The sequence below is a fragment of the Bradyrhizobium septentrionale genome, assembly GCF_011516645.4.
Classification (GTDB): domain Bacteria; phylum Pseudomonadota; class Alphaproteobacteria; order Rhizobiales; family Xanthobacteraceae; genus Bradyrhizobium; species Bradyrhizobium septentrionale.
Genome location: NZ_CP088284.1, coordinates 286,095 through 309,610, shown reverse-complemented (window position 1 = coordinate 309,610; position 23,516 = coordinate 286,095). Strand labels below are relative to the sequence as shown.

Sequence of the window (23,516 nt, the reverse complement as noted above, 5' to 3'; positions counted from 1 at the left end):
CTTGCTGACTTCGCGTTGCTCGAGCAGGTGGCAGGCCCAGACGCGATCAATGCGGCGCCCCGCCGCGAAGCAAATGCCGATAGCCGTACTCAGTCATCCAGCGAGCGCGAGCTAGGTGTGTCTGCCAGGCGCGCCGAGCACGCTCAGGCTCTTGGGCCGGATCAAGGTGCAGCACGATCCGCGCAACCTCTTTCCAGTCGGCGCCGGCGGCTTCGGCATCGAGCAGGCGCAGGTAGGTGACCAGATGCTCTTCGTCATAGCAAGTCAGAACGGAGGCGGTCGGTGCTTCGTCGGCGACATCCGGGTCAAGCGGGGGCTTCTGCATGGGGCGACTTTCGCGCGCGAGATTCTGGCGACCGAGCGTAGGCTAGATGCTGCACCGGCGAATAGATCCCAAATGTGCACCACGCGGTGCATCACCGGCATCCTAGGGCGCCCTGGCTGCTGCTGTGTCTCGATAGCGTCGGTGGCGCCTTGACATACAATGCAAATGCATTACATCGAAGAGTGTGCAACCCCCGGAGCCGGCCATGGCGAAAACGGCTGAAATTCTCGAAATTCCCGCCACCATCACTGAGCGTGGCCAGACGACCGTGCCCGCGGCAATCCGGAAAATGCTCGCGCTCGGCAAGCGCGATCAGGTGGTGTTTCGCGGGCTTGCGGATGGCACCGTCGTGATCGCGAAGAAGGTGGCCCAGGTCGAGGATGGCGATCCCGTGATCGGCAAGTTTCTCTCATTTCTCGCGCGCGACATGGCGAATGAACCGTCGCGGATTCGGCCGGTGCCGCGCTCACTCGTGTCCCGCGGCAAGGACCTGGTCAAGGGCGTTAAGGTCGATCTCGACGCGCCGCTTGCGGACGACTAGGCGTGAGCCACAAGACGCTCGAAATCAACGGCTGGACGATCTACGCGCACCCGTTGTTTCTCGACCAGCTTGAGGCGATGGTCGGCGCCGTCGAAAAAGCGCGGAAGAAAGACCCGCAAGGATACAAGAAGAAGCGCGCTACAAAACTACTCGCAGCCGTTCTCAAGGTCGCGTTCGAAGACATTCCGAACGACCCGACGCGCGACGCCTACCGCCAGGGCGGCACGCTCGGCGACGCGTACAAGCATTGGTTCCGGGCAAAATTCCTACAGCAGTTCCGGCTGTTCTTTCGCTACCAGCAGTCCGCGGACGCGAAGGTGATAGTGTTGGCCTGGGTCAATGACGACACGACGTTGCGCGCTTATGAGAGCGCCGACGACGCCTACGCGGCGTTTCGCAGTCGTCGGTTAAGAAGCCGATTTGAGTGGTGTGCGGTGGCTGGTGACTGAGAAGAAGGCAGCCAGGAAGAGGTACCAAAGAGCCCTTAGCCAGGCGAGGATGCGGCGGAAGTTGTAACCGACGGCGGAGAGGATGACGTTGGCGGCATCGCCGGCGCGGCCTTTGAGGTAGCAGCGGCCGAGGTGTCCGTCAGCCTTCAAATGGCCGATCACGGGCTCGATAGCGGAGCGGCGCCGCAGCTGGCGCTTGATAGTGCCGAAGACGCCGCGCTTCTGGCCGGAGATGAAGACGCGGCGCGGGTTCTGTGCGTCATGGCCGCGGTATCCCTTGTCGACAAAGGCGCACTCGATCGCGCAGCCGGTGAGTGTCTCGGTTCGGTCGATGACGTCCCGCAGGGGGTGACCGTCGTAAGGGTTATCGGGCAGCGCCTTGGCGTGCAGCACGAACTGGCCGCCGGGAGCAGGCCGGTTGTTGGTGACGATGGAAGCCTTCACGCCGAACTCGTAAGGCGCGCTGGCCTTGCCCTTGCCGATGCACTCCACCTCGGGGGCATGGAAGGAATACAGCTTCCAGCCGCGCTGGCGCTGCTGCTGCGAGCGAATCTGCGTGGCCCGGCTCAACGGGAGTGCGAACGCCTCTTCGAGCGCATCCTGGCCTTCGATCTTGCGGCGGATGTCGCGGATGATCCGGCCCAGGCGGCTGCGCAGGATGCGCAACTGCCGCTGGTGCCGCTTGAACTGTTTGGCATGGGCGTAGCGTCCCGCCATCATCGCGGTGGCCTTGGCGATCCGAGAATAGGATTGCCGCAGCCGCACTCCGTGCTTCCTCGCTAGGCGGTTGAGCCCCTGGATCGCCGCATGCAGCAGCTTGGCATCGGTCGGAAAGGTGATGGCCTTCGGCTGCACCGTGGTGTCGACCGTGACCCGCTCAAGGTCCTTGCCGCGTAACGCGCCGACGTCGTGCGCCACCCGCAGGCTCTCGGCCAATAGCAGTTCCAGTCTGTCGCCGAGCCGCTTGCGCCAATGGCTCAGGTCCGAGCGCTCGTGCGGGAATGCGTGCTGGAAGAACTCTTCGCCAGTGAAGTACTGGAAATACGGGTCGTGGACCCAGCGTTCGCATACCCCCTCATCGGACAGCCCGTAAATGTGCTTGAGCAACAACAGCCCGATCACGAAGCGGGTCTCAATCCCCGGCCGGCCGTTCTCGCTGTAGAGCGGCGCGATCTCGCCGTCGATCCAGTCCCAATCGATCTTGCCGGTGAGCCGGACCAGCTCGTGCTTCAGATTGATGATCTGGTCGAGCCGCGCCCGGAAAAAATCGTTCGCTCCCGTCGTTTTGTGCTTCTTCGGCCGCATCGTGCCCTCCGATGCGGACAGGGAATCATGCTTCGCCCGTCGAGGGAATCTCGAAAACGAAATTGCAAGCTTCCGATGCACAAAACACCAAAACCTTGCAATCTCAGAACGTCATTCCAGCCAAATTACGATTCCAGATCAGTCGCCTGGAAGCTTCTTAACGGGCGACTTCGCAGGATGCTCAATCGCGGCAATCCGCCCGACAGCTGGCCGGACCTGCTCGCGGCGGCGAGCGCAGATTCGGCGAAGCAACGGCTGGCTCGCGCCGCTCCCAAGACATAGCTCTCGCTCGGCCAGCAACCGAGCGTTCGCTGGGGTTTGGGCGGCTCGGCGGATGGTCGCGGAGCAACTCGCCACCCCGACGCGACGCAGGATCTCGTCGCGGAGCTAGGCCTCGCAGGGCTAATCGGGCTCCTGGTGCGGGATCGATAAAGCTCACTCTCCTCGCTTAGATTAATGTTCGTTATCGTAGTCCAACTACGACTTTGGCCTCGAGTTTCAAACTGATCTTCCCCCGAAAAAGTGGACAGGGTTAAGCTGGTTTTAGCTCCATCTCGATCGGGGCGAGGTACCCGATGGCGGAATGGAGTCGAGTTCGATTGTAGAAGCCCTCAATGAAGGCGAAGATATCGCGCTGGGCCTCGGCCCGGGTCTCATATTGGCGATGATGAACGAGCTCGGTCTTCAGGGTATGGAAGAAGCTCTCCATCGGGGCATTGTCGTAGCAGTCGGCTTTGCGGCTCATTGATGCCGTGATGCCGGCGGCCGACAGGATCGCGCGATAGTCCTGTGAGGCGTACTGCACGCCGCGATCGGAGTGATGGATCAATCCGCCTTCCGGATGCTGCTGCTGGATTGCCATCTTCAAGGCGGACGAGGCGAGTTCGACCTGCATGTGATCCCGCATCGCCCAACCGACGATCTTGCGGCTGAAGAGGTCCATGATGGCCGCCAGGTAGAGCCAGCCCTCTGCAGTCGGAATGTAGGTAATATCGGCGAGCCAGATCCGGTTTGGGGCCGCGGCTGCAAAATGACGTTCGATGAGGTTCGGCGCGATCGGCAGGCCGTGGCGGCTGTCGGTGGTCCGAACGCGACGCGGTGATGCCATGATGGCGCGGATGCCGTGCCGATGCATCAAGCGTTCGATCCGGCCACGGCTGGCGCCACGTCCCTGTACCCGCAGAGCGGCATGGACCCGCGGACTGCCATAGCGTCCGCCACTGTCTTGATGGACCTGTCGGATCGCAGCCAGCAGCGCGGCATTGGTGGTTGCGCGTGCGTTTACCGGGCGCTCACGCCAAGCGTAATAGCCGGCCGCCGAGACCCCGAGCACGGCGCACATCAGCCGCACCGGATAGGCGTCGCGATGGTCCTCAATGAAGCGGAAGCTCATGTCCGGGTTCCGGCAAAGATCGCGATCGACTTCCTAAGAAACAGCCTGATTGGCGTTGCACGGAATGGCCTGCAAGACAAAGCCGAGCGATTTGGCCCGGCGCTGAAGGTTAGCGAGGACGCGGCTGCGATATTGTCGCTCATATTGGTCGGCACCTGGATCCCTGTAGCTCATGCCATGCCGGAGTGTGTTGTAGAATAAAACTGCAATCTTGCGGGCGGTCGCCGTCACCGCCTTCGACTTGCCCGCGCGTGAGGACAGCCGGCGATAGAATGCTCCGAGCGCCGTATCGCTCCGCCCCACGGTTGTGGCTGCCAATCGCAGTAGTGCGGCTGCCCGGCTGGAGGATCTCCGCGTGCGTGAAGATAGTACCTTGCCACCGGAGATTTTGTTGCCGGGTGCGAGGCAGAGCCAAGAGGTGAAGTGCTTGGCGGTTGGCCACGCCCTCAGATCCTTGCCGCACTCGCCGACGAGCTTCAATGCGAGTGACGGACCCAGCCCATGGATCTCAGTCAGATCAACGCCGAGCACACCGTACAGCGCGGTCCTGACATCGAAGGTGGGTGTGTTGACCTGCTTGGTCTTTACGCGTGGCTGGGATAGCTTTCCGACCGGCTTTGCTTCTCTGTTGCTAAGCGCGGCGATCAAGACTTCGAGCTTGCGGTCGCAGTCCAGCATCTTCGCCTGGTAGATGTCGTAGAGTTCCAGCGATTGGGTCAGAGCGAAGACATGTTCCTCCCGGTCGTTGCCGATCAGCGCCGCGCGGATCGTCTCCGTTGAAGAATGGCAGCGCACGTCTCGATAGGTTGCCAGAACGTCGGGATTGCGCTCGCCTGCAACAATGGCTCGGATAATCCGCATACCAGTCGCTCCGGTGATATCCGAGACGACATGATGGAGCTGCAGGTTCATCTCCATCAGAGCCTTCTGCATGTGCTGGATATGGGCGGCAGCATATTCAACCAGCCGCTCCCGCTGGCGCAGATAAGCGCGCAGGGTCGCAATCTCGGCATCGGGACGGAAGCTGCCGCGTAACAGCCCATAGGAATGAAGCTGGCGTAACCACGCAGCATCGCTGACATCGGTCTTGCGCCCGGGCACATTCTTGGCATACCGCGCGTTGACCAGAATGACCTCGAACCCGCGCTGCTCCAGAATCTCGTAGACCGGGATCCAATAGACGCCAGTGGATTCCATGTAAGCGCTCCTTTCTACGCACCTATGCAGTTGAGCGCGGGGATGGGATGAGGTGTCCACCATGAGCGAGGTGGACACGATCGATGATCACTCCAGAAGAACCTTTGAGACTTGAGACGGTCGGCGTGTTGCGCAATGGCCGGCGTCGCTATGATCCGGCCAGCAAACAGCGGCTGGTCGAGGCCTGTCTGCAGTCTGGCGTGTCGCTGGCGGGGCTTGCGCTGCAACACGGCGTGAACGCGAACCTGCTGCGCAAGTGGGTGGCCAAGCGACAACTTCAGAACGGGGATGGCCAGCCGGAGGCGCGGGCGCCGATTGCGCCAGCCTTTATTCCGGTTCGCGCGCCGTCGCCGTCGCCAACTCGATCTGCTGGCGCGATTGCGGTTTGCGCGACGGAGCGATCCTGTGCAGGGCGGCTGACGGCATCGATGCCCAACGGCGTGACGCTTTCGCTGGAAGGCGGCGACGCGCAGTTGCTGTCGGCGGTGATTGAAGCGCTGGGGCGTTGCGATGTTCCGACTGGCGTCTGATCTTCGGGTCTACCTTCACCGCGAACCGATTGACTTCCGGGCGGGCATCAACAGCCTGGCGATCGTGGTCGAGCAGTCGATGGGGCTGGATCCGTTCCAGCGCGCGGTGTTCGCGTTCTGCAATCGTCGCCGCGACCGGATCAAGCTGCTGATTTATGATCGGTCAGGATTTTGGATGCTGCTGAAGCGGCTGGAGGCCGACAGATTCCACTGGCCCCGAAGTCAGGAGGCGGTGCTGACGCTGACGACGGAGGAGCTGCACTGGCTGCTTGACGGCATCAACATCGCGGCGGTGCGTCGTCATCCGGTGCGGCAATATCAGAGCGTGGGCTGAGCGTGTTCGATGCGGGCGGCGTCATCGGGCTTCGGCATGGCCGTTCTCAGATGACGCGGCCGAAGACATGACGAAGACATGGGAGCCCGGTTGACGCGGCGGCATGACTTCGATTCAAGACTCCGATGAGTCGCAAGCCCACGACGCACGAACTGGAAGCCTTGATCGCGGCGCACGCGGCCGAGATCGCGGCGCTGAAGGCCGAAAACGAGAAACTCGCACAACGCGTGCTGCATCTAGAGGAGCAGTTGCGCCTGGAGCGCCTGCACCGGTATGCGCCGAAGAGCGAAAAGCTCAAGGAGCGCATCTTCAACGAAGCCGAGCAGGCCGCCGCTGAAAGCCGGGACGACGACGATGTCGAGGCGGTCGCCGTGCCGGACACGGGATTGCCGGAGGCTCCAAAGCCGGCGCCGAAGGCACGCGGCCGCAAGCCGCTGCCTGACGATCTGCCGCGCCAACGCGTCGAACACGATCTGGGTGAGGATCAAAAGGACTGTCCGTGCTGCCATAATCGGATGCATCGGATGGGCGAGACCGTCACCGAGCAGTTGCACGTCGAGGTCAAGGCGTCGGTGCTGCAACATGTGCGGTTCAAATATGCCTGCCGTCACTGCGAGCGCACCGCGCTGAACACCCCGATTGTGACCGCGCCGATGCCGGCGCAGCCGCTGCCGGGTAGCGTCGCCACGCCATCGACGCTGGCGCTGGTGCTCGCCAACAAATACGTCGACGGCACGCCGCTGTACCGTGTGGCGGACGCGCTGGGGCGCGCCGACGTCAGCATCAGCCGCGGGACGCTGGGCAACTGGGTGATCCGGGCGAGCGAGTTGCATCTGCATCGGGTCTATGACGCGCTACAGCAAAAGCTCATGTCGCAGCCCCTGGTCCACGGCGACGAAACCTGGGTCCAGGTTCTTAAAGAGGACGGCCGTGATGCGCAGGCCAAATCCTTCATGTGGGCCTATCGCAGCGGCCAGGACTGCGCGCAGCCGGTCGTGCTGTTCGATTACCAGCCCGGTCGCGGCCAGCAACATCCTCAGGCCTTCCTGGCCGGCTATCGCGGCTTGTTGATGAGCGACGGCTATGACGCCTGGCGCACGCTGACAGGCGCGACCCATCTCGGCTGTATGGCGCATGCGCGCAGGAAATTTACCGATGCGCTCAAGGCCAGGACAAAGCCTGGCGGTCCGCCATTGCAGGCGCTCAAGTTCTTCGAGGCGTTGTACGAGGTCGAGAGGGTGGCGCGCCAGACGCCGCCCGACGGCGAAACGCGCGCCGCATACACCTTGCGGCTGCGCCAGCAGCATAGCCTGCCGGTATTGGCCGCCTTCCGGACCTGGCTCGACGACCAGGCGCCGAAGGTGCTACCCGAAAGCTTGACCGGCAAGGCGATCGCCTATGCACGCAACCAATGGGATTATCTGACCCGTTACACCAGTGACGGTCTCGCCCCGATCGATAACAATGTTCTGGAGCGCGACATCAGGCCGTTTTGCACCGGACGAAAAAGTTGGCTGTTCAGCGACACCGTTGCCGGCGCCAAGGCAAGCGCCGTGATCTACAGTTTGGTGCTGACATGCCGGGCATGCGGCGTCGATCCCTATGCATGGCTACGTCACGCGCTCACCGAATTGCCCCAACGCGCGCCAGACGCCGATATCGAAGATCTGTTGCCGTTCAATTGCACCGCTCAAAAAAACCTGCCAGCTGACAACGACAGCGGCTGACCGTCAAACGCTCAGGATCAATCAAGCCGTTCCGATGATCCCGCTGGGCCCCGGCGCCACGCGACGCCGCGGCCAGCCGCGCGCGCAGCCTGTGCAGTAAAATGCGCGCTTACGATTCCATCGCGACGCTGGTCACACCGCATGTCTTGAACCAGTCCGCCAGACTATGCAGGTCCTGTGTGAACGTGCTGAACGTGCGCACTGGGACATCGGTGCAGGCCGGGTTCACGGCGGCCATGTGCATCTTTGATCCGATGTCGATGGCAGCCGCCCCGACGTTGACTGGCTTCAATTCCGGGCGATCTGCAGTTGTCGTCTTGAGCATTGCGGGTCCTCCGTCCAATCATGGGCAGGAGGGTCTGGGTTATGCCAATTTGTCATCTTCCTAATCGGGATCGCCGCCGGAGCGCCGTCACCACTCTCAAGTCCGCATGCACCCATGGACCACGTTTTTTAACGGGGACAGTGCCTCCAATAAGCTGACGGCCGCTACCCTCCCGGCCTCAGACGATAGCACAAGGCTGTTTCTACCCCGCGCAGGCACGCCACGGCGCTGGACAGTTTTTTAAAATGTCCCGCTCCATGCGCAGCCGCTCATTCTCCTCGCGCAGCCGGGCGATCTCGGCAGCCTGGTCCGCCGGCATCGGCGTCGCTTGCGTCGTGGGGCGCCGCGCCGCCGCTGCCGGCTCCTGCCGGAGCTTCTCCACCCAGCGCCGCAGCACCGAATCACGCAGACCGAGTTCCTTGCCGACCGACGTGATCGACCGGCCACTCGATACCACGAGTTCAGCGGCCTGCCGCTTGTACTCCTCGGTAAACGACCGACGTTGACGCTCTTGCATCCGACACCTCCGGGCTCTCTGAGCCTACTACAGGTGTCCACTCATTCGGAGGAGGTTCAAACTGGTCGGTTCATACCCTCGTAACAATAAGCTAAACGGCTCCATACCCGCGCCTGAGGCCCTGAGCGTGCGCACATCTGCTGGTGTCAATGCAGACGCGGCCCCGCCTTTCGGCGAGGCCGCTCTCGAGGGCCCTCAGTCCCGGCTGGGGCGGGACCAGATGAGCTGAAGACCTTCCTGGCCTTCCACCTCAATCAGGGTGGCATAGATTGGAGCCGGGAAGCTCGGGTCGTCCAGCTTGACCGAGAGGTAATCGCGCTCGGTGTCCCTGGCGGTCTTCTGCCAAGCCGCTCCTAGCTCGACATTACCGGCGAAGATGCGGAAGTGTGGTCCCTTGTCGGAGGGGTTCTCGACCCGCACCAGCTTGGCTTTGGCATTGAGGGCGAGGGTGCGAACCGTGCCGGTGAAGCCGTTGCCGGTCGAGGTGAAGGTGCCGATGGTCGCCATTGTCGTGTCCTTTTTCAGTTTCCGGGCCACGCCCATCGCGGCCTCGATGGCTGGCGACAGACCGGAGGCGGTCGACCCGCACCCCGCAGGGGCCGGCACGCAGTAGAGGGCAGCCAGGGCACGACTTTCTTGTCTTGCGCGAGGAATGGACGCGCAGCGGTCCAGGGGAAGAAAGTCGTAACCGGCTGTTGCGGGGATAAGAGCGAGGCGGCGCTTAAGCGACGCCGCCCTTCGGTCAGACATGCCAATCAAGGACGACGTGGGTGTGCCAGAAGAAACGGCCAAGAACACGAACTGCGATCATCGAAACCTTGACCGAGGAAAGAACCCGATCACCGCTCACCGCACATCTGACAATTCCTCAAGCTTGCTGGTCGAGGCCCGAACCCGGAAGGTAAGCACGCTGCTCAGCCGTCAAGAATCACGCGACCCGCAAAGTGAACCCGCAGGCCGCGAACGAGATTTGCTCGGCAAAGCCGACGACCTGTGCAAAGCCAGAACGGCGGCCGCCCTCGAAGGAAGCTAGATCCCTGTCAGGTCGCGCAGCATGAGGAATAAAGGGGCCTCGACGTGGCGGCCAAGCAAAGGGGCCGCGGTCCCTGCGCTGATCGCCGGATAAGTGCGGGCCGGTACGCGCCGGCCCCAATCACGCTGTGCGCTCATCATGCTGCCTCCTCGACGTCAGCTGCTTTGGGCTGCAAGTCGTGCAGATAAGCGACGGCGCGTTGCGCATGCGCGGCAGCCGAGAAGATAAAGCGCTTCTCATTCGACAAGACCTCCAACCACGACTTGACATAGCTCGCATGATCCGGCCGCGGGTCGAGTTCGGGAGAGATCCCGAGATCCGCGCAGAGGAAGCAGCTGCCGAGTTCCGCAATCAATTCTTCGCGCGCGCGTTCGCTCCGATCCTTGCCGTAACGGCTGAGATCGCGATTGACGCGGTGAGCGGGAGCGGTCCAATGCACGGTCTCATGGGCTCTGACGGCAACATAGGAGGCCACGTCGCGGAAACTTTCGATCGGCGGCATCTGAATATGATCGGACGAAGGCGCGTAAAACGCCATCGAGCCGCCGTGCCGAACAATCGCCCCGGTGTTGGCAAAGAAAGCGTCGGCGTGCGCGTTGCGCTCGATCGTTGATGTGACGACGGGCGGCCGACCGTAGTAATGCGCGGGCAAGCCATCGATTTGATCGACGCAGAAGACGGTGTAGGCTTTGAGGAAGGGGATATCCCGTTCGATTCGTCGCCGTGAGCGTCGGTCTCCGTTTTGGTGAAGCGGCTTGCATACACCACAGTGCTGCCGGTCTCACCCTTACGGACATGCGCGCCAAGTTCGCTGGCCTGCTTGAACGTCATCCAGATCGGCGAGCAGAAGCCGCGCGCGATGGCTTCTGACCAAAGCAGCAAGACGTTGATGCCCGTATAGGGCTGGCCGTTGTGTCGCAGCGGTCGGGTGATGCGGTCCGCTATATTCGCGGCGGTCCAGGGTTGAACCCAGGGGCGCACACCGCGTTCGAGCTCGGCGATGATGCGGTCCGTGATGCGGGCGTACAGGTCGCCTCGCGACTTTTCCCTGTTCCTGCTCATTATAATAACCTCCGTTCGGGAGGCCGCGCCCATCGCGGCCCCTCGCGGGGTCCGCCACCGCCGGGCTCGAAGTCCGCGCACCCGAAGGGCCGAAGCAGCGCGAAGGACGGCGAAGCCATTGCGCGGACATCGGGTCCGGCGCAGGACCACGGCCCGGGAGGGGCCCGCGACGGCGAGGGGCACCGGAGGCGGCTTCCTTTGTTGCAGCGGCGACACAAAAAAGGGCCGGTCTCGCGGACCGGCCCATCAGGTGGCGGCAGTGGAAGAGGCGCGGGGCCGAGGCCCCGCGCCGGCGGTCAGTCGAACGCCGACATCTGCGCCTTGGCCGCTTTCCGGCCGACGGTATCGGTCGTGTTGTCGACGGGACGCTCGAAAGGCTTCCAGGTCTCGCCGACGACCTGTTCGTAGGCGGCGACGGCGGCCACGCGAAGCGCGTGAGCTTGCGCGCCCATGTCGGCGGCGAATTCACGCTTGCGCTGTGCCTGGCTATCGAAGCCGACCGGACCATCGAGGTCCTCATCGCGGCTGTCGTTGGCGAGCTTGGCGGTCGCATCTCGCGCTTCGGTGACAGCTCGGGTGTAGAACTGGCCGGCGCCGTGGGCCGACCCGACATAAGCACCGACGATCCGTTGCAGGTGAATCTGCATGGCGCGTTCACTCAGGCCATCCTTGAGTGCGTCGGCGGTCTCGATAACGAGCCGCTCGTGCAAGTCGCGGATGCCGTCGCTGTCGAGGACCGCAAGGCCGAAGCTCTCGGAGATGCGCAGTGTCTGTGCGGAGTCGGGGCAGACGAGGCGGACCATTTCGAGCGTCGTGCCGCGGCGGAGCGGGATGACACGGGCGGAGGAGCGGGGGGAGCGGGCGGTCTTGGTCATCATGAGATCCTTTCTCGGTTTCGCCTTGGGACGCGATCGGGCCCTTGTCCGTCGCTCCCTCGGGTGCGGTCGACCAGAACCGGCTTCAGCGGGCGGCTTCAGGGGGCGGTGGCTGCCAAGGCGAGCATGGGTGGGTTGCGGGCGAGCGGGCCTTCAGGCCTGCGAAGAACGCGGCCCCCATCGCGAGACGGCGGCCGCCGATCGCCTCGCGACTTGCCCTTGAAGCGGATCGCGGCCGGTTCAGACCGCAGCACAAACCGAGGGAGTGACGGCCAAGGGTCAGCACGCCGCCGAAACCGTGAGAGGTTGGACCAAACCCGCTGAACTCTCCGCCTCGACATGAAGTGTTCGCGCGCGCCGCTCACGTTCCAATCGGTGGGTCCTTCGCCTCTCACCGCCACGCAGCGGAAACGCGATGACGCGTCCGAAACTCGGCGATCCCGTCTCCTGCCGATCGAGCTTGCGCGTGAGAGAGTCGATCTCGCCGCGACGGGCCAAGGCGAGCTCCGCGACATGCTGCTGAAACAGCCGCTCATCTGCATTCGTCCAGCTCGATGCGCTCCGGCCGTGCTGCCGGCGCTTCGCCCGGTCGGTGATCGTCAGCCGTCGGCGCGTGCCGCGATCTGGCGTTCGATGACGCCAAGATGGCGCTGCGTCTCGGCTTGCGCGGCTTCCATGCGCGTGAGGAGGCGTCGGTCTTGAGGTTCGATCATCGCTCCGTCCCCACAGGCCACAAGGGGGAGGCGGACTCGTCCGGCATGTAGTCGTCCGGGAGAGAGACAGCGAAGTCGGAGGGGCCGCCGTAGACCTGGTGGCGCGCCTCATCGATCACGAAGCCGAAGCGGCTGACCTGATATTCGTCGGAAGGGACGAGGAAGCGACGCTCCTCAGTCCCCGGCCCGCGCTTGCCGCCCGGCGTGGCGACAGTTTCGACGAAGCCGGCCGCGCGCTTTGAGGTAATAACCGATATGACGATCCAGTCCCGCGCGTGCGCCTGCTCAAAGGCGCGACGGTCCTTTTCGTAGGACTCGCCCGGCTTGAGGATCGCGCCGAAGATCGTTTCCCAGGCGCCCGGCCAACTGTGCTTGATCGTTTTCTCGGCGCAACGCCGTTCGAACGCCGTGAAAAGATGCGGGAAGGTGATCGCCACGATCGCCCATGCGGCATCTTCCTCGTACCAGCCGCCCTTCGACCGCAGCAGGGGGTGGACCTTGCGGTTTTGCTCGGCCGAGAGCTTGAAACCGCCGTGCCCAGCCGTGGAATGCGCCGTGACGCCTTCGGCGTAGACGGTCACGCCCTGCGAGGCGCCCCAAGGCGTGTCGGCGCGCGAATGCTCTTCGACCCGGCCGAGCATCCTGCGCTCGCGCTGATGCTCGGCGTTTTCGAGCACAGCGTTGCGAAACGCCGTCTCGTCGGCGAGCTCGCCGGAATGTCCGTAGAAATCGCCGCGCGTCCATTCGCCCATCGGGCGGGAGATTCGCCAGCCCGTCTCGAGATAATGCCGTCCGTCGGGGGCCGGTGCCATCGCAAAGGCCGTCTCGCCGACAAACGCGACGAGAAGGCCGTCACCGCTGCGGCCAAAAGAGATGCCCGGGGTATCAGGGGCTTCGTCGGAAGCGGGAGATGGTGCATTCATGCCGCGGTCCTCCCCTCAATGATGTCGGCGCCTGCCTCGTCGGCCGTCACGTCTTCCAGCACTGCGTGCGGATAGCCGTGGCGCGTCAGCCACACCTTCGCGTCGGCCTCATTCGTGGCGAGATGGACGAGTTCGGCGTCGTCGCCGGAGCGGTCGAGCACGCGGACCGAGCCGATGGCCGGACGTTCGACGACCGTGAAGTGGAGCTTCGATTCCAGCGAAAACGTCCGGTGGACGCGGATCGCGATGACGCCGCCGGCGCCATAGTCGACCTCGTGCAGGGTGAAACAGGCCGACAGCGAGATATTGCCGACACCTCGTCCGCCCTGCTTTCGGATCAGGCGGCCCCTGCTGTTGCTGGACTGCCACGCGGCGAGCTTCTTCCTGAAGCGCGCCGGCGGCTGCGGCGTTCCGTCGGACCACGTGACGATCGAGCCGATGGGTGCGTTGTCGAAGATCGTGTGCGCGGACATCGTGTCCTCCTCATTTGCGTGTGCGTGGAAACAAAGCCGCCGCCGGCTGGGCCGGCGGCGTTGGATCGTTCGGCAGAAAAGGCGCGTTCCTCTATTCCGCCGCCTCCCTGAATACCTCGGGCTCTTCGTCAGAGTCGAGGCGCACGTCCGCCATGGTCAAACGACACGCTTCGCCTACGCGGATCCCGGTGCTTCCGAGCAGACCAAGCATTGTTGACAGCACGATTGGTCGAATCGGTACACGCGAGTGTGACCGTCTGGCCGAGTTTATAAGAGTCGTCGTCTCCTCGTCGGAGAACACATACGGCCGACGCCGCCGACCTGCGGCGATGACGCGCGAGCCCGGCACTTCTGTTCCCGGAATGATCGCAGCCAGATAATTGAGAAAGCCCCGGACGAGGATAAGCCGATCGCCTCGCCCCCTGATGCCGCACGTCGCAGGCGCGTGATCCCATGCCCATGAGACCGCAGTCGCCGCTCGAATTGGAGATCCATCGGTCGCGCCGATGTTCTTGGCGTAAGCGATGAAATCTCGTAGCCCACGCCCATGTCTCGTGTTTGTCAGGCCGACAGCCTTGCGGATCGCCAGATAGTCATCGACGTGTCGCTCGAATTCCAGCGGACCGGTCATCGCGCACCTCCGATCCATGGCATCGAGACGCGCGATAGTGTGGCGAGGTCGAGCTTGGCGTAGATGGCAGTGGTTTGGAGGCGTTGGTGGCCTAGCAGGTCGGCAACCTCGCTGAAGCTTGCACCGCCGTTGATCAATCGGCTCGCTGCCGTATGGCGCAGCATATGCGCGCCGCTAAGCCGACCGAGCGGAATCCCAGCACGCCTCAGGTTGCGCTTGACGATCTGGGTGATCGCAGTGGTATTACTGAGGCGGCTGGGCGGATTGTTGACGCCTATGAACAAGCCGCGACCCGACCCAGAGGGGCGCTCCTGTTCAATATACGCTGCAAGCGCCGTCCCTACATCCTGAGGTAAGGGCATCGCCCTCTCGCGGTGTGACTTGCGAATGCGGGTACGAATGACACCGGCTCGCCAATCGATATCGTCGATCTCCATTGCAATGATCTCGGCGCAGCGCAACCCCAACTGCACGGCCAGGAGTAGTATTGCCCGATCGCGGCACGGCGCTTTGCTGGTCATAACCGCGTCGAGTAAGCGCGAAATGTCGTCGGCTGATAGGCGCCGCGGTAAGCTCGCATGCGCCGCCAGCCGCGTCCTCGGAATCGCGCGATCGAGCCCGCTTGGTACGATGCCGCGCCAAGCTAGCCCGTCCTATTCGTGAGAGTGCGTTTTTTAGTCCGCTTGATGTGGCCGCACATCTGCTCTGACGAGGCGCGCGGGATTGCCTTCGGCTTTTCACCGCCTGACCGACCCGTACTTTGCAACGCGCTTGAGGTGTAGGTTGGGCGAACGGGGGGCGGATGCCCCGCCGGTCAAGGACCGAGCGGCAGCAGCGCGCCTGGCAAGCCGCGGATCAGGTCGGCTTCGGGACATGCCGCGGCAAACGCAAGGCGAATGCGGCTCGTGGTCTCGACGACACGGGCAGCGAGTTTCAAGAGACGAAGACGCAGCGTCGCGAACTCGGCTGTGGCCAATTCCCGGGCTTTGGGAATCGCGTCGCGCACGGTCAGCATCAGCCAATAAGCGGCGGTGTGGAGAACGAGGCGGACTTGATTGGCGAGCGCCGAACGGCAGCTGGTGCGATCGGAGGCGAGCTGTGTCTTATGCAGCTTGATCAGATTCTCGGCTTGGCCGCGCGCGCAATACAGGCTGTCGTAGATCCACTCGGCCGAGCCGACATCGAGGCTGGTGACGACGAAACGGATGTCGAGGCCGAGCATCGTCGCCTCAATACGGGCGACGGTACGCCGTTCGCGATCCCAGGACTTGGCCTTGTGGCGCGTCTCGGTATAGCCACGCAGAACCGGCAGGTTCTCGATGGCGCGTCGCGTGCGGATGTCGTCGGCGGCCTCGTCGAGTTTTCTGGCGAGCGGCTTGGTGCCGGACAGACCGAAGATGTAGTCGATGCCGTTGGTCTCGCACCACGCCATGGCCTCCGGCCGGGCATAGTGCCCGTCGCCACGGAACGTAATTCGCGTGTTGTGCCACCGCGTCCGGATATGCCGGATCAGGCGGCGCAGATGGGCACGCACCTCGACGCCGCCCGGCGTCTTGCCGGGCCGCAACACGACCGCCACGGGCCGGCTCTTCTCCGTGTCGTAGACGTGGATCGGCAGGAAGCAGCGTTCGTCATAATGAGCGTTGAACAGCGAGAGCTGCTGATGGCCGTGGACGACATCGCAGGTATCATCGATGTCGAGCGTGACGGATGCCGGCTCGCGCGGGTAGCTATCCATCCATGCGTCGACCAAAGTGTAGGTCAGTCGGATCACGTCGCGCAGGCGCGGAGCATTCTCCAGCCGCGACAGCGTCGGTTGGGAACACAGATCGCGACCCGTGTCCGGCAGCCGTCCGCAGGCCAGCTTGAATGCGGGATCGGACCGCAGATGATCGAGGTCGTCGGCGTCCTCGTAGCCGCAGCAGATCGCGAACATGCGCGCGCGGAACATATCGACAAGGCTGTGCACGACCCGCGTCGGATCGCGCCGATCCGGGAACACCCGGGCCAAATTGTCGGCCAAGCCGAGACGCCGCTCGGCCATCGCCAGAAGCATCACGCCCCCGTTCGAGGTCAGCCGACCGCCATCGAAGGCAGCTGTGACTTTCTTGGCGTGAACGGCTGGAAACGAGAAGGGCAGAATCGTATCGTCGGTCATGGCGGGCGTGGCGTTCGCGGTTGAGGTGATGGGGTTGGCTTCGCAACCGAATCCTACGCCGCATCAGCGCTTTACACCACGCTCGCCAGCCTCTCAGGCGCACTCTGACGAATAAGACGGGCTAGAAACCGTAGGAATGACCGAACCGCGGTCACCGGCACTCCGCGGCCACACCCCTTCTTCGATGCCGCTTCCTCGCAGATGAAGCCAGTGATCTGCTGAACCGACAGCGTGGCCCATTGGTCAGTGTTATCAAAACAGGCGGCAACGAACCGGCGTACGACGCGCCAGTATCGTATCCGCGTCGCCGCCGCCGCACCGGCGACGTCACGCAAGTAGCAATCATAGCTGTGCAACCATGAGTTAGCATCGATCTCGGATTGGAAATGCATTGTTGTTCTCTCCCGTGGCCAGGATGGCCAACCGGGAAAGCTCTTGGATTATTCGAGAAAGACCCTGGATTATCCCGAGTCGTGCACAGGAAATTGCTCGATTCACTAACGAATCGACGCGATAAAGCCGAGTGCTCGGCATAATCGAGCACTTGGCATAAGGCAGCCCGCAAGGGGGACGACCCGCTTGCGGGGCTTCAGCGCAGCCAACAGCCCGGCCCGCAGGGCGACGCCCATCCTGCTCGAAGACACTGCGAGCAGCGATCCGCTTTTAGCTGAATACCGCAAATGATGCGCGCCGAACTCACTTGATGAGGCCGCTGCACCTCTTTGGCACGCTCACTCGGGTTAACCGCCGATCTTGAGCCATGCTTGCCAACCCTCACGGCTGTTCTATGCATTACGGGAGCAATCCCTGCCGAAGCGCGAGGGCCACAGCGTGTGGAAGGGTTAGTGCGGCAAGATTTCGCCTGGCATTGTCCAGATGAAACTTCACGCCTCGCGGCGTGACGTCAAGAAGCTCCGCAATGTCCTGCATCGTCTTGCCGTCAGAGATCCACGCGAGACACTGCCGCTCGCGCTGGGTTAGTGGGCTTCCTATCCCGCCTGATGACGTACGTCCGATCTTGGCACTCACGTGGGCATGGAAGTTGAGACCCACCGTTTGCAACATGTCTTGTGAGGTCTCGATGAAACGCTCGAGCCCAAGGCTGCGGTCGTCCACCGCGAGCGTAAAGGCCGCGACCTGGTTTTGGCTTGCGGGCATGCGAACCGTCAGACCGGTCCTGATCTTGAAGCTGAGCGCATCGTCAAATAGTCGGCGTTCTCTCGGCGACTTTGCGCTTCGCGCCTCACGGCCATCCCACAGCAGCATCCGGCTTGTGTTTCGCGGTTCCTGAAGAACGGGATCGATGTTGTCGTACCCTTCGCGAAAATAGTGACTTGTCCAACTCTTCGGATAGGAAGAGATCAGTTTGGGGCCGTTCGCACGGTGGCCAAAATAGGCGAACCAGCGGAAACCCAATGCATGCGCAGTTCGTTCCGCGACTCGCCGAAAATCATCTTCCGTATGGGCAGAGTGAAGACAATCGACAAATTCATCGCATGCTCGTTTGACACCTTTCATTGCGCCCCTTTTTTGAACTGTTCTGAGTTCCCTAAAGCGAACAACGCGCTTGCTTCGCGCGCTGCGTGTGGGCGTGTATTGCGACGTTGCGGCAGCTTTGCGGCAAGAACAATTCCAAAACGCCCTGTCAGAACTGACAGCGCAACGCTGTGATCGTGCCTGCTTTCTTGATCTCGAAGCTGTGATTCGTAAGCAGGAGGTTAAGAATGAAGGTCATTGTGCGCTCGCGTGCGGCGCTTCTGCGCGATTTTGAACTGGCGACAGGAATGCATCGTCTGCGAGGGCGCGTGTTCAAGGAGCGGCTCGACTGGGATGTCTCTGTCGCGGGCGGATTGGAGATCGATCAGTACGACTCATTCAAGCCGACTTATCTATTGGCGCTCGAGCAGCGCGAGCTGGTCGGTTGCGTGCGCCTGCTGCCCACTACTGGACGCAACATGCTGGCGGATACGTTCCCGGTGTTGCTGGATGGCCACGCGGCACCGAATGCAGTCAAGATCTGGGAGAGCTCGCGCTTTTGCGTTGATACCAAACACGTCGCGGTGACAGCTGAGAACGGCTTGCGGGAAGCAACGTACCTGCTCTTTGCGGCAATGATTGAATGGGGCCAGCAGCTCGACCTGCAGGCGATCGCGACCGTCACTGATCTGCGCATGGAGCGCATCCTGCGCCGGGCCGGATGGCGTCTCGACCGCCTCGGCGCCCCCCGTCAAATCGGGACGACCAAAGCAGTGGCTGGACTGTTGCCTGTCACCAATGACGCTCTCGGCGCAATCCGAGCGGCCGGGAAGATTTCGGGGCGTGCAATTGAAGCGCCGTCAAGCCTTCCGCTCGCGGCATAGCGTCCGCGTCTTCAACTCCCGAAACAAAGTCATCAACAATGGATCCAGCTGCATTCTCAGCTCTGGTCGAACAGTGCGCGCCGACGCCGAACCTCTTGCGGCCGCTAACGGCAATTGTGCGGCAAGCGAGCTCGTTCGAGCCGCTGCTCATCACAATTCAGGGGCGGAAACCGATTCCTATTCAGGCAAGTGACCGTGACGAAGCGATCCAGCTCGCGACTGAGGCCATTACCGCCGGCCAGTCGGTCCAGACCGGTCTCGCGCAACTTGATGCAGATGAAACCAAGCAGGCCGGGTTGACGGCTACCACGACCTTCGACGCCTGCAAGCATATCGCGGGCCTTGGCAGATTGTTCGAGGCCCGATTGCAAGCAGCAAGGGTGAACGCCGCGGGCCGCGATCAGGCTATTGCCAGGGTTGTTGCGAGCTTTGCAGCCAAAGCTCCCCGAACAACGCCCGAGCCCCGTACCCTGCCGGCCGATGCTGCCGACATTTCCAACGCTGACATGCCGACAAGCAACATGCCAGCTCGCTCCGTCAGGGAGCGCCCGAACTGGGACGTCTACCGCTCAGGTCTCGGCACATCAGCCTTCGTCTATGAACGATAAGGGATTCTTCTGTTCTGCCCTCAACTCATCACCGCGGTCCGGGCTGGTCCGGCTGCAGTGCCAATCGGAGCCGTGCCATGACTTCTCCTCTTAAACACTCTGCTGCCCTGCTTTGCATGGGGGCCGTACTCAGCATCACCTTGGTTGAGCCGGCGCTGGCGCAGACGGCAAACATCGAGGGCGTGCTGCAAAATATCGTCAACATGTTGACTGGCAACGTCGCGCGCCTGCTGGCCACGCTTGCCGTCATCATCGTCGGCATCGCCTGGATGTTCGGCTATCTCGATCTGCGCAAGGCCGCCTATGTCGTGCTCGGTGTCGCCATCACGTTCGGCGCCTCCGAGGTGGTCTCGACCTTGACCGGAGGTCGATGATGATCGAAGCCGCGCGTCTCACGGAGGACACCTTGTTCCTCGCCTGCACGCGCCCGGCCATGATCGCCGGCGTCACCATGGAAGCCATGGCGCTCAACGTCATGTTTTCCTGCATCCTATTCCTGGCGGCCGGAAGCATCATCTACGGCCTGGTCGCGATTCCGATCCATGGTCTTTGCCGCATCATCTGTCGGCATGACCCCAATATGTTCCGAATTCTGCTCGCCTGGATCGAAACCCGTGGACGCACGCGTAACGCGTTATTCTGGGGCGGATCATCCTGCACACCCCTCAAGCTCGTTCGGCGATATCAAGCACGAGACCTCGGCTATGCGTAACACGGCGCTCAAAACCCGGGAGATCGGGCCAGATGTCTACCTGCCGTTCGGCCGGCACGTCACGGATACGGTGATTAGTCTCACGACGCGAGCGCTGCTCACGGTGATCCGGCTCGACGGTACCTCGTTCGAGACCGCCGAGACGGCGGACCTGAATGACCTTCACGCCAAGCTGAATCTCACTCTACGCAATGTTGCGGATCCGCGGCTGGCGCTCTGGACTCATCTGGTGCGGCGCCGGACGTCAGACTATCCAGACGGGGCATTCCGATCGATCTTTGCAGCTTCGCTCGACGCGCAATATCGCGAGCAGCTTCGCAAGGCAGCGCTATTTCGTAATGATCTCTATCTGACGCTGGTTTGGCATCCTGCTCGCGCCCCCGCCGATGCCGCAGCTGCGTTCTTCAGGCGGCTTGGCCGGAGCGCTGCGGCTTCCATCGAGGTCGACAGCGACGCCTTGAAGCGGCTCAACGATGCGACGCGGGATATGGTCGCGGCATTGGAGCGCTACGGCGCTCATGCTCTCGGATTGGCCGAGCGCGACGGCATCACCTTCTCAGAGCCAATGGAGCTACTCCACGCCGTGGCCTCCGGCGAGTGGATGCCAATGCCGTTGCCGCAAGGGCCGATCGGCCCCGCACTCTACTCAAATCGTGTTATCTTCGGCCGTGAAGCCATTGAAATCCGCAGCGCCGGCGGCTCGCGCTTCGCTGGCATGTTCGGACTCAAGGAATATCCGGCGTCCACCCGGCCAGGCCTGTTGAACGCGCTGCTTTCCGCGCCTTTCGAACTTGTCGTCACGCAATCCTTCGCGTTTTTGTCGAAAGCCGACGCCAAGACGGTCCTGACACGCAAGCAGAACCAGCTGGTCTCGGCTCAGGATCCGGCGGCCTCACAGATCGACGAGCTCGGTGACGCGCTCGACGATCTCGAATCCAACAGGTTCGCACTTGGGGACCATCACCTGTCGCTGCAGATTTATGCCGCGACGCCTTCACAGCTGCAGGATCACATGAGCGTGGCGCGGCGCACTCTGGCCGACGCGGGCGCCGTGGTGGCGCGCGAAGATCTCGGCCTTGAAGCGGCTTATTGGGCGCAGCTTCCCGGGCTGTTCAAATATCGCGCACGAACTGGGGCGATCAGCTCACGCAATTTCGCGGCATTCTCCCCATTCCACACCTATCCCACAGGACAGCCTGCCGGCAACCACTGGGGGCCAGCGGTTGCGATGCTCAAAACCGCATCCGGCTCGCCGTTTTATTTCTCGTTCCATCACGGCGACCTCGGCAATACCTTCATCTGTGGCCCCTCGGGGTCCGGCAAAACCGTCGTGCAGAATTTCCTGCTGTCGCAGGCCGAGCGGCTCGGCGCCACTTACGTCTTCTTCGACAAGGACCGCGGTGCGGAGATATTCGTTCGCGCCGCCGGCGGCACTTATCTGACACTCCGCAACGGCGTTGAGACCGGCTGCGCGCCGCTCAAGGCGCTGGAGCTGACGCCAGCCAATCTTTCGTTCCTGGGCGAGCTTGTCCGGAAGCTCGTAACGCCAGACAACCGTCCGCTGACCGTGATCGAGGAGGAGCGGATCGATTCCGGATTGCGAGCCCTTGCTCACTTGCGGCAGGCGGAGCGCTCGTTCGGAGCGCTGCGGGCTTTTCTGGGCCAGCAGGATCGCGAAGGAATCGGCGCTCGCTTGGAGCGATGGTGCCGAGGCGCTCCTTTCGGCTGGGTGCTGGATGGCGAGCAAGATGCAATCGGGCTAGACGCCCGGTTCATCGGTTTCGACATGACCGATCTGCTTGATCATCCGACCGTTCGCACGCCGCTCATGATGTATCTGTTCTATCGGGTCGAGCGCCTGATCGACGGCCGGCGCCTGATCATCGACATCGACGAGTTCTGGAAGGCGCTTGGCGACGAAGCATTTCGGGATCTCGCCAACAACAAGCTCAAAACCATCCGCAAACAGAACGGCGTCATGGTGTTCGGCACGCAGTCGCCGCGCGACGCGCTGGCCTCCCCGATCGCACACACCATTGTCGAGCAATGCCCGACCCAGATTTTTCTGCCGAACGCGCGGGGAATGCGCTCGGACTATGTCGACGGCTTCCATCTGACCGACACCGAATTCCGCCTGATCAAGGAGGAGCTCGCGCCCGAAAGCCGGCGGTTCCTGGTCAAACAAGGCCACAACTCGGTGGTGGCGGAGCTAGACCTCGGCGGGTTCGATGATGCGCTCGCCGTGTTGTCGGGACGGACGGAAACTGTCGAGCTGCTCGATCGCGTCCGGGCGGAGGTCGGCGACGATCCAGCCCAATGGCTGCCCGTATTTCAAGCGGAGCGGAGGGCCGTCCGATGATGGTTCAGCGTATCCCGGCAATCTTCACCTGCGTGTCTATCGTGGCCCTCCTGACGGCATTTCCCGCAGCAGCGGAGATTGTGTTCGATCCGAGCGTCTATGCACGGCAATTCGAGCAACTGACGGAACTGAAGAAGCAGGTCGATACCCTGACGTCGCAGCTCAAGGTGGCGCAGGATCAACTGAACCAGGCCAAGCAGCTCTATGACAGTTTCAACAAGCGGACCAACGCCAACGACATTGGCGCGCTTCTAAACACGCCCCAGTTCCGGAAAGTGCTGCCCCAACAATTCTCTGACATCGAACGTCTCGTGGCGGGGCAGGGTGGCGGCAACTTCGCTGACGCGATGAACCACTATCTTTCACAGAACCGCACCTATGCAGGCAATAGTGGCAATTCGTATTACCAGAGCGAGCTGGACCGGATCGCACGGCAGACTGGCGCCAAGCACTCCATGGGCCAGGCGGTCTACGACACCGCCTCGCAGCGTATCGATGCGCTCGAAGAATTACGAACACGCATCAGCTCGGCAACCGACGTCAAGGAGACTCTCGATCTGTCGGCGCGGCTGCAGGCCGAACAGGCATTGCTGCAGAACGATGTGCTTCGGATGCAGGGTCTTGCGATGATCCAGCAGGCCCGCGCCGACATGGATGGCCAGCGGGAACGCGAGAAGCAAGAACAACTGGTTGATGAAATGAAGGCGGCTCTGCAATGAAATTGAACACGTCCATAGTTGCACTGTCTTTCGCCGCTGTGCTTACGGGCTGCAACGAGGTCGACCAGAGTCAGCGCATAAATACGGTCGGCTGGTATCTCGACCATCGGGACGAGCTTGCGGCGGCTCTCAACACGTGCGGCGACAATCCCGGGGAGTTCGCAAAGACGCCGAACTGTATCAATGCGAACGAGGCTCGCAACAAGATTACCGTCCAAGAGATGGAAGACGCCCTAAAGTAAGGATC

At 62.5% G+C, this 23,516-nt stretch carries 25 protein-coding genes and 4 pseudogenes; 13 read left to right on the top strand and 16 right to left on the bottom strand.

Translation table 11 applies throughout. The features are described from left to right. Window positions 1-46: 46 nt before the first annotated feature. A complete protein-coding gene (locus HAP48_RS01290) occupies window positions 47-325 on the bottom strand; it encodes a DNA -binding domain-containing protein (protein ID WP_166217562.1) in 279 nt (92 codons plus the stop codon). Between the two features lie 205 nt (window positions 326-530). Here HAP48_RS01290 and HAP48_RS01285 point away from each other — a divergent pair, with 205 nt between their 5' ends. After that, the gene (locus tag HAP48_RS01285) at window positions 531-866 is read left to right on the top strand and encodes a type II toxin-antitoxin system PrlF family antitoxin (RefSeq protein ID WP_029083787.1); all 336 of its coding nucleotides are present in this window, start codon (window positions 531-533) and stop codon (window positions 864-866) included. A gap of 2 nt (window positions 867-868) precedes the next feature. Continuing rightward, window positions 869-1,315, top strand: coding sequence for a type II toxin-antitoxin system YhaV family toxin (locus tag HAP48_RS01280; RefSeq protein ID WP_166217558.1), 447 nt, complete (start codon window positions 869-871; stop codon window positions 1,313-1,315). Here the strand turns inward: HAP48_RS01280 and HAP48_RS01275 are convergent. The 3 genes and pseudogenes from HAP48_RS01275 to HAP48_RS01265 all read right to left on the bottom strand — a co-directional run. Continuing rightward, the gene (locus HAP48_RS01275) at window positions 1,274-2,620 is read right to left on the bottom strand and encodes an IS5 family transposase (protein ID WP_166217554.1); all 1,347 of its coding nucleotides are present in this window, start codon (window positions 2,618-2,620) and stop codon (window positions 1,274-1,276) included. The genes HAP48_RS01280 and HAP48_RS01275 overlap by 42 nt on opposite strands. 532 nt (window positions 2,621-3,152) lie before the next feature. Continuing rightward, window positions 3,153-4,013: pseudogene (locus tag HAP48_RS01270) on the bottom strand (IS3 family transposase); the annotation flags it as partial. Between the two features lie 33 nt (window positions 4,014-4,046). Beyond that, window positions 4,047-5,219 (bottom strand): annotated as a pseudogene (locus HAP48_RS01265) (IS110 family RNA-guided transposase); the annotation flags it as partial. A gap of 74 nt (window positions 5,220-5,293) precedes the next feature. Between HAP48_RS01265 and tnpA the strand changes: the two are divergent. The 3 genes from tnpA to tnpC all read left to right on the top strand — a co-directional run bounded on the left by tnpA (window position 5,294) and on the right by tnpC (window position 7,801). After that, the gene (tnpA, locus tag HAP48_RS01260; RefSeq protein ID WP_166205731.1) at window positions 5,294-5,740 is read left to right on the top strand and encodes an IS66-like element accessory protein TnpA; all 447 of its coding nucleotides are present in this window, start codon (window positions 5,294-5,296) and stop codon (window positions 5,738-5,740) included. Beyond that, complete coding sequence (tnpB, locus tag HAP48_RS01255) at window positions 5,721-6,074, top strand: IS66 family insertion sequence element accessory protein TnpB (RefSeq protein ID WP_166205730.1); 354 nt, start codon at window positions 5,721-5,723, stop codon at window positions 6,072-6,074. Before tnpA ends, tnpB begins: the two co-directional genes overlap by 20 nt. A 125-nt stretch (window positions 6,075-6,199) precedes the next feature. Beyond that, window positions 6,200-7,801 (top strand): IS66 family transposase, encoded by a 1,602-nt coding sequence (tnpC, locus tag HAP48_RS01250; protein ID WP_166205729.1) that lies wholly within the window; start codon window positions 6,200-6,202, stop codon window positions 7,799-7,801. A gap of 112 nt (window positions 7,802-7,913) precedes the next feature. On the opposite strand, the pseudogene HAP48_RS01245 reads toward tnpC, so the two are convergent. From HAP48_RS01245 to HAP48_RS01235, 3 genes and pseudogenes are all read right to left on the bottom strand, one after another. Continuing rightward, window positions 7,914-8,126, bottom strand: a pseudogene (locus HAP48_RS01245) (IS110 family transposase); the annotation flags it as partial. 202 nt (window positions 8,127-8,328) lie between these two features. Continuing rightward, entirely contained in the window at window positions 8,329-8,643 is a 315-nt protein-coding gene (locus HAP48_RS01240) for a transposase (RefSeq protein ID WP_166204213.1), read from the bottom strand. 195 nt (window positions 8,644-8,838) lie between these two features. After that, window positions 8,839-9,150, bottom strand: coding sequence for a DUF736 domain-containing protein (locus HAP48_RS01235; protein WP_029083789.1), 312 nt, complete (start codon window positions 9,148-9,150; stop codon window positions 8,839-8,841). A 241-nt stretch (window positions 9,151-9,391) separates the two neighbouring features. Between HAP48_RS01235 and HAP48_RS01230 the strand changes: the two genes are divergently transcribed. Beyond that, on the top strand, window positions 9,392-9,676 hold the full coding sequence (locus HAP48_RS01230) for a hypothetical protein (protein ID WP_156928855.1): 285 nt from the start codon (window positions 9,392-9,394) through the stop codon (window positions 9,674-9,676). A 136-nt stretch (window positions 9,677-9,812) separates the two neighbouring features. Here HAP48_RS01230 and HAP48_RS01225 read toward each other — a convergent pair. From HAP48_RS01225 to HAP48_RS01180, 9 genes and pseudogenes are all read right to left on the bottom strand, one after another. Then, window positions 9,813-10,738, bottom strand: a pseudogene (locus tag HAP48_RS01225) (ArdC family protein). 296 nt (window positions 10,739-11,034) lie between these two features. Next, window positions 11,035-11,613 carry a hypothetical protein gene (locus HAP48_RS01220; RefSeq protein WP_166217551.1) on the bottom strand — a complete coding sequence of 193 codons (579 nt, stop codon included), beginning with the start codon at window positions 11,611-11,613 and terminating at the stop codon, window positions 11,035-11,037. 709 nt (window positions 11,614-12,322) lie between these two features. Further along, a complete protein-coding gene (locus tag HAP48_RS01210; protein WP_166217548.1) occupies window positions 12,323-13,249 on the bottom strand; it encodes a DUF7007 domain-containing protein in 927 nt (308 codons plus the stop codon). Continuing rightward, on the bottom strand, window positions 13,246-13,722 hold the full coding sequence (locus HAP48_RS01205; protein ID WP_166217545.1) for a hypothetical protein: 477 nt from the start codon (window positions 13,720-13,722) through the stop codon (window positions 13,246-13,248). Before HAP48_RS01205 ends, HAP48_RS01210 begins: the two co-directional genes overlap by 4 nt. A gap of 91 nt (window positions 13,723-13,813) precedes the next feature. Next, complete coding sequence (locus HAP48_RS01200; RefSeq protein WP_166217542.1) at window positions 13,814-14,353, bottom strand: site-specific integrase; 540 nt, start codon at window positions 14,351-14,353, stop codon at window positions 13,814-13,816. Beyond that, window positions 14,350-14,874, bottom strand: coding sequence for a tyrosine-type recombinase/integrase (locus tag HAP48_RS01195; protein WP_166217874.1), 525 nt, complete (start codon window positions 14,872-14,874; stop codon window positions 14,350-14,352). The genes HAP48_RS01200 and HAP48_RS01195 overlap by 4 nt, the downstream gene beginning before the upstream one ends. Window positions 14,875-15,167: 293 nt before the next feature. Beyond that, window positions 15,168-16,511, bottom strand: coding sequence for an IS1380-like element ISBdi2 family transposase (locus HAP48_RS01190; RefSeq protein ID WP_166204320.1), 1,344 nt, complete (start codon window positions 16,509-16,511; stop codon window positions 15,168-15,170). A gap of 71 nt (window positions 16,512-16,582) precedes the next feature. Beyond that, window positions 16,583-16,903: a site-specific integrase gene (locus HAP48_RS01185; RefSeq protein ID WP_166217539.1), complete on the bottom strand. Its 321-nt coding sequence runs from the start codon at window positions 16,901-16,903 to the stop codon at window positions 16,583-16,585. A gap of 400 nt (window positions 16,904-17,303) precedes the next feature. Continuing rightward, window positions 17,304-18,029 carry a helix-turn-helix transcriptional regulator gene (locus HAP48_RS01180; RefSeq protein ID WP_166217536.1) on the bottom strand — a complete coding sequence of 242 codons (726 nt, stop codon included), beginning with the start codon at window positions 18,027-18,029 and terminating at the stop codon, window positions 17,304-17,306. A 206-nt stretch (window positions 18,030-18,235) separates the two neighbouring features. Here HAP48_RS01180 and HAP48_RS01175 point away from each other — a divergent pair, with 206 nt between their 5' ends. From HAP48_RS01175 to HAP48_RS01145, 7 genes are all read left to right on the top strand, one after another. After that, a complete protein-coding gene (locus HAP48_RS01175; protein WP_166217533.1) occupies window positions 18,236-18,871 on the top strand; it encodes an acyl-homoserine-lactone synthase in 636 nt (211 codons plus the stop codon). Between the two features lie 38 nt (window positions 18,872-18,909). Continuing rightward, window positions 18,910-19,479 carry a lytic transglycosylase domain-containing protein gene (locus HAP48_RS01170; protein ID WP_166217530.1) on the top strand — a complete coding sequence of 190 codons (570 nt, stop codon included), beginning with the start codon at window positions 18,910-18,912 and terminating at the stop codon, window positions 19,477-19,479. A 77-nt stretch (window positions 19,480-19,556) separates the two neighbouring features. Continuing rightward, window positions 19,557-19,853 carry a TrbC/VirB2 family protein gene (locus HAP48_RS01165; RefSeq protein ID WP_166217527.1) on the top strand — a complete coding sequence of 99 codons (297 nt, stop codon included), beginning with the start codon at window positions 19,557-19,559 and terminating at the stop codon, window positions 19,851-19,853. After that, on the top strand, window positions 19,853-20,191 hold the full coding sequence (locus HAP48_RS01160) for a VirB3 family type IV secretion system protein (protein WP_166217524.1): 339 nt from the start codon (window positions 19,853-19,855) through the stop codon (window positions 20,189-20,191). Before HAP48_RS01165 ends, HAP48_RS01160 begins: the two co-directional genes overlap by 1 nt. Further along, window positions 20,184-22,550, top strand: a complete 2,367-nt coding sequence (locus HAP48_RS01155) for a VirB4 family type IV secretion/conjugal transfer ATPase (protein ID WP_166217521.1) — start codon at window positions 20,184-20,186, stop codon at window positions 22,548-22,550. The genes HAP48_RS01160 and HAP48_RS01155 overlap by 8 nt, the downstream gene beginning before the upstream one ends. After that, window positions 22,547-23,269, top strand: a complete 723-nt coding sequence (gene virB5 / locus HAP48_RS01150) for a P-type DNA transfer protein VirB5 (RefSeq protein ID WP_166217518.1) — start codon at window positions 22,547-22,549, stop codon at window positions 23,267-23,269. Before HAP48_RS01155 ends, virB5 begins: the two co-directional genes overlap by 4 nt. Then, complete coding sequence (locus HAP48_RS01145) at window positions 23,266-23,511, top strand: EexN family lipoprotein (protein ID WP_166217515.1); 246 nt, start codon at window positions 23,266-23,268, stop codon at window positions 23,509-23,511. Before virB5 ends, HAP48_RS01145 begins: the two co-directional genes overlap by 4 nt. Window positions 23,512-23,516: the final 5 nt, after the last annotated feature.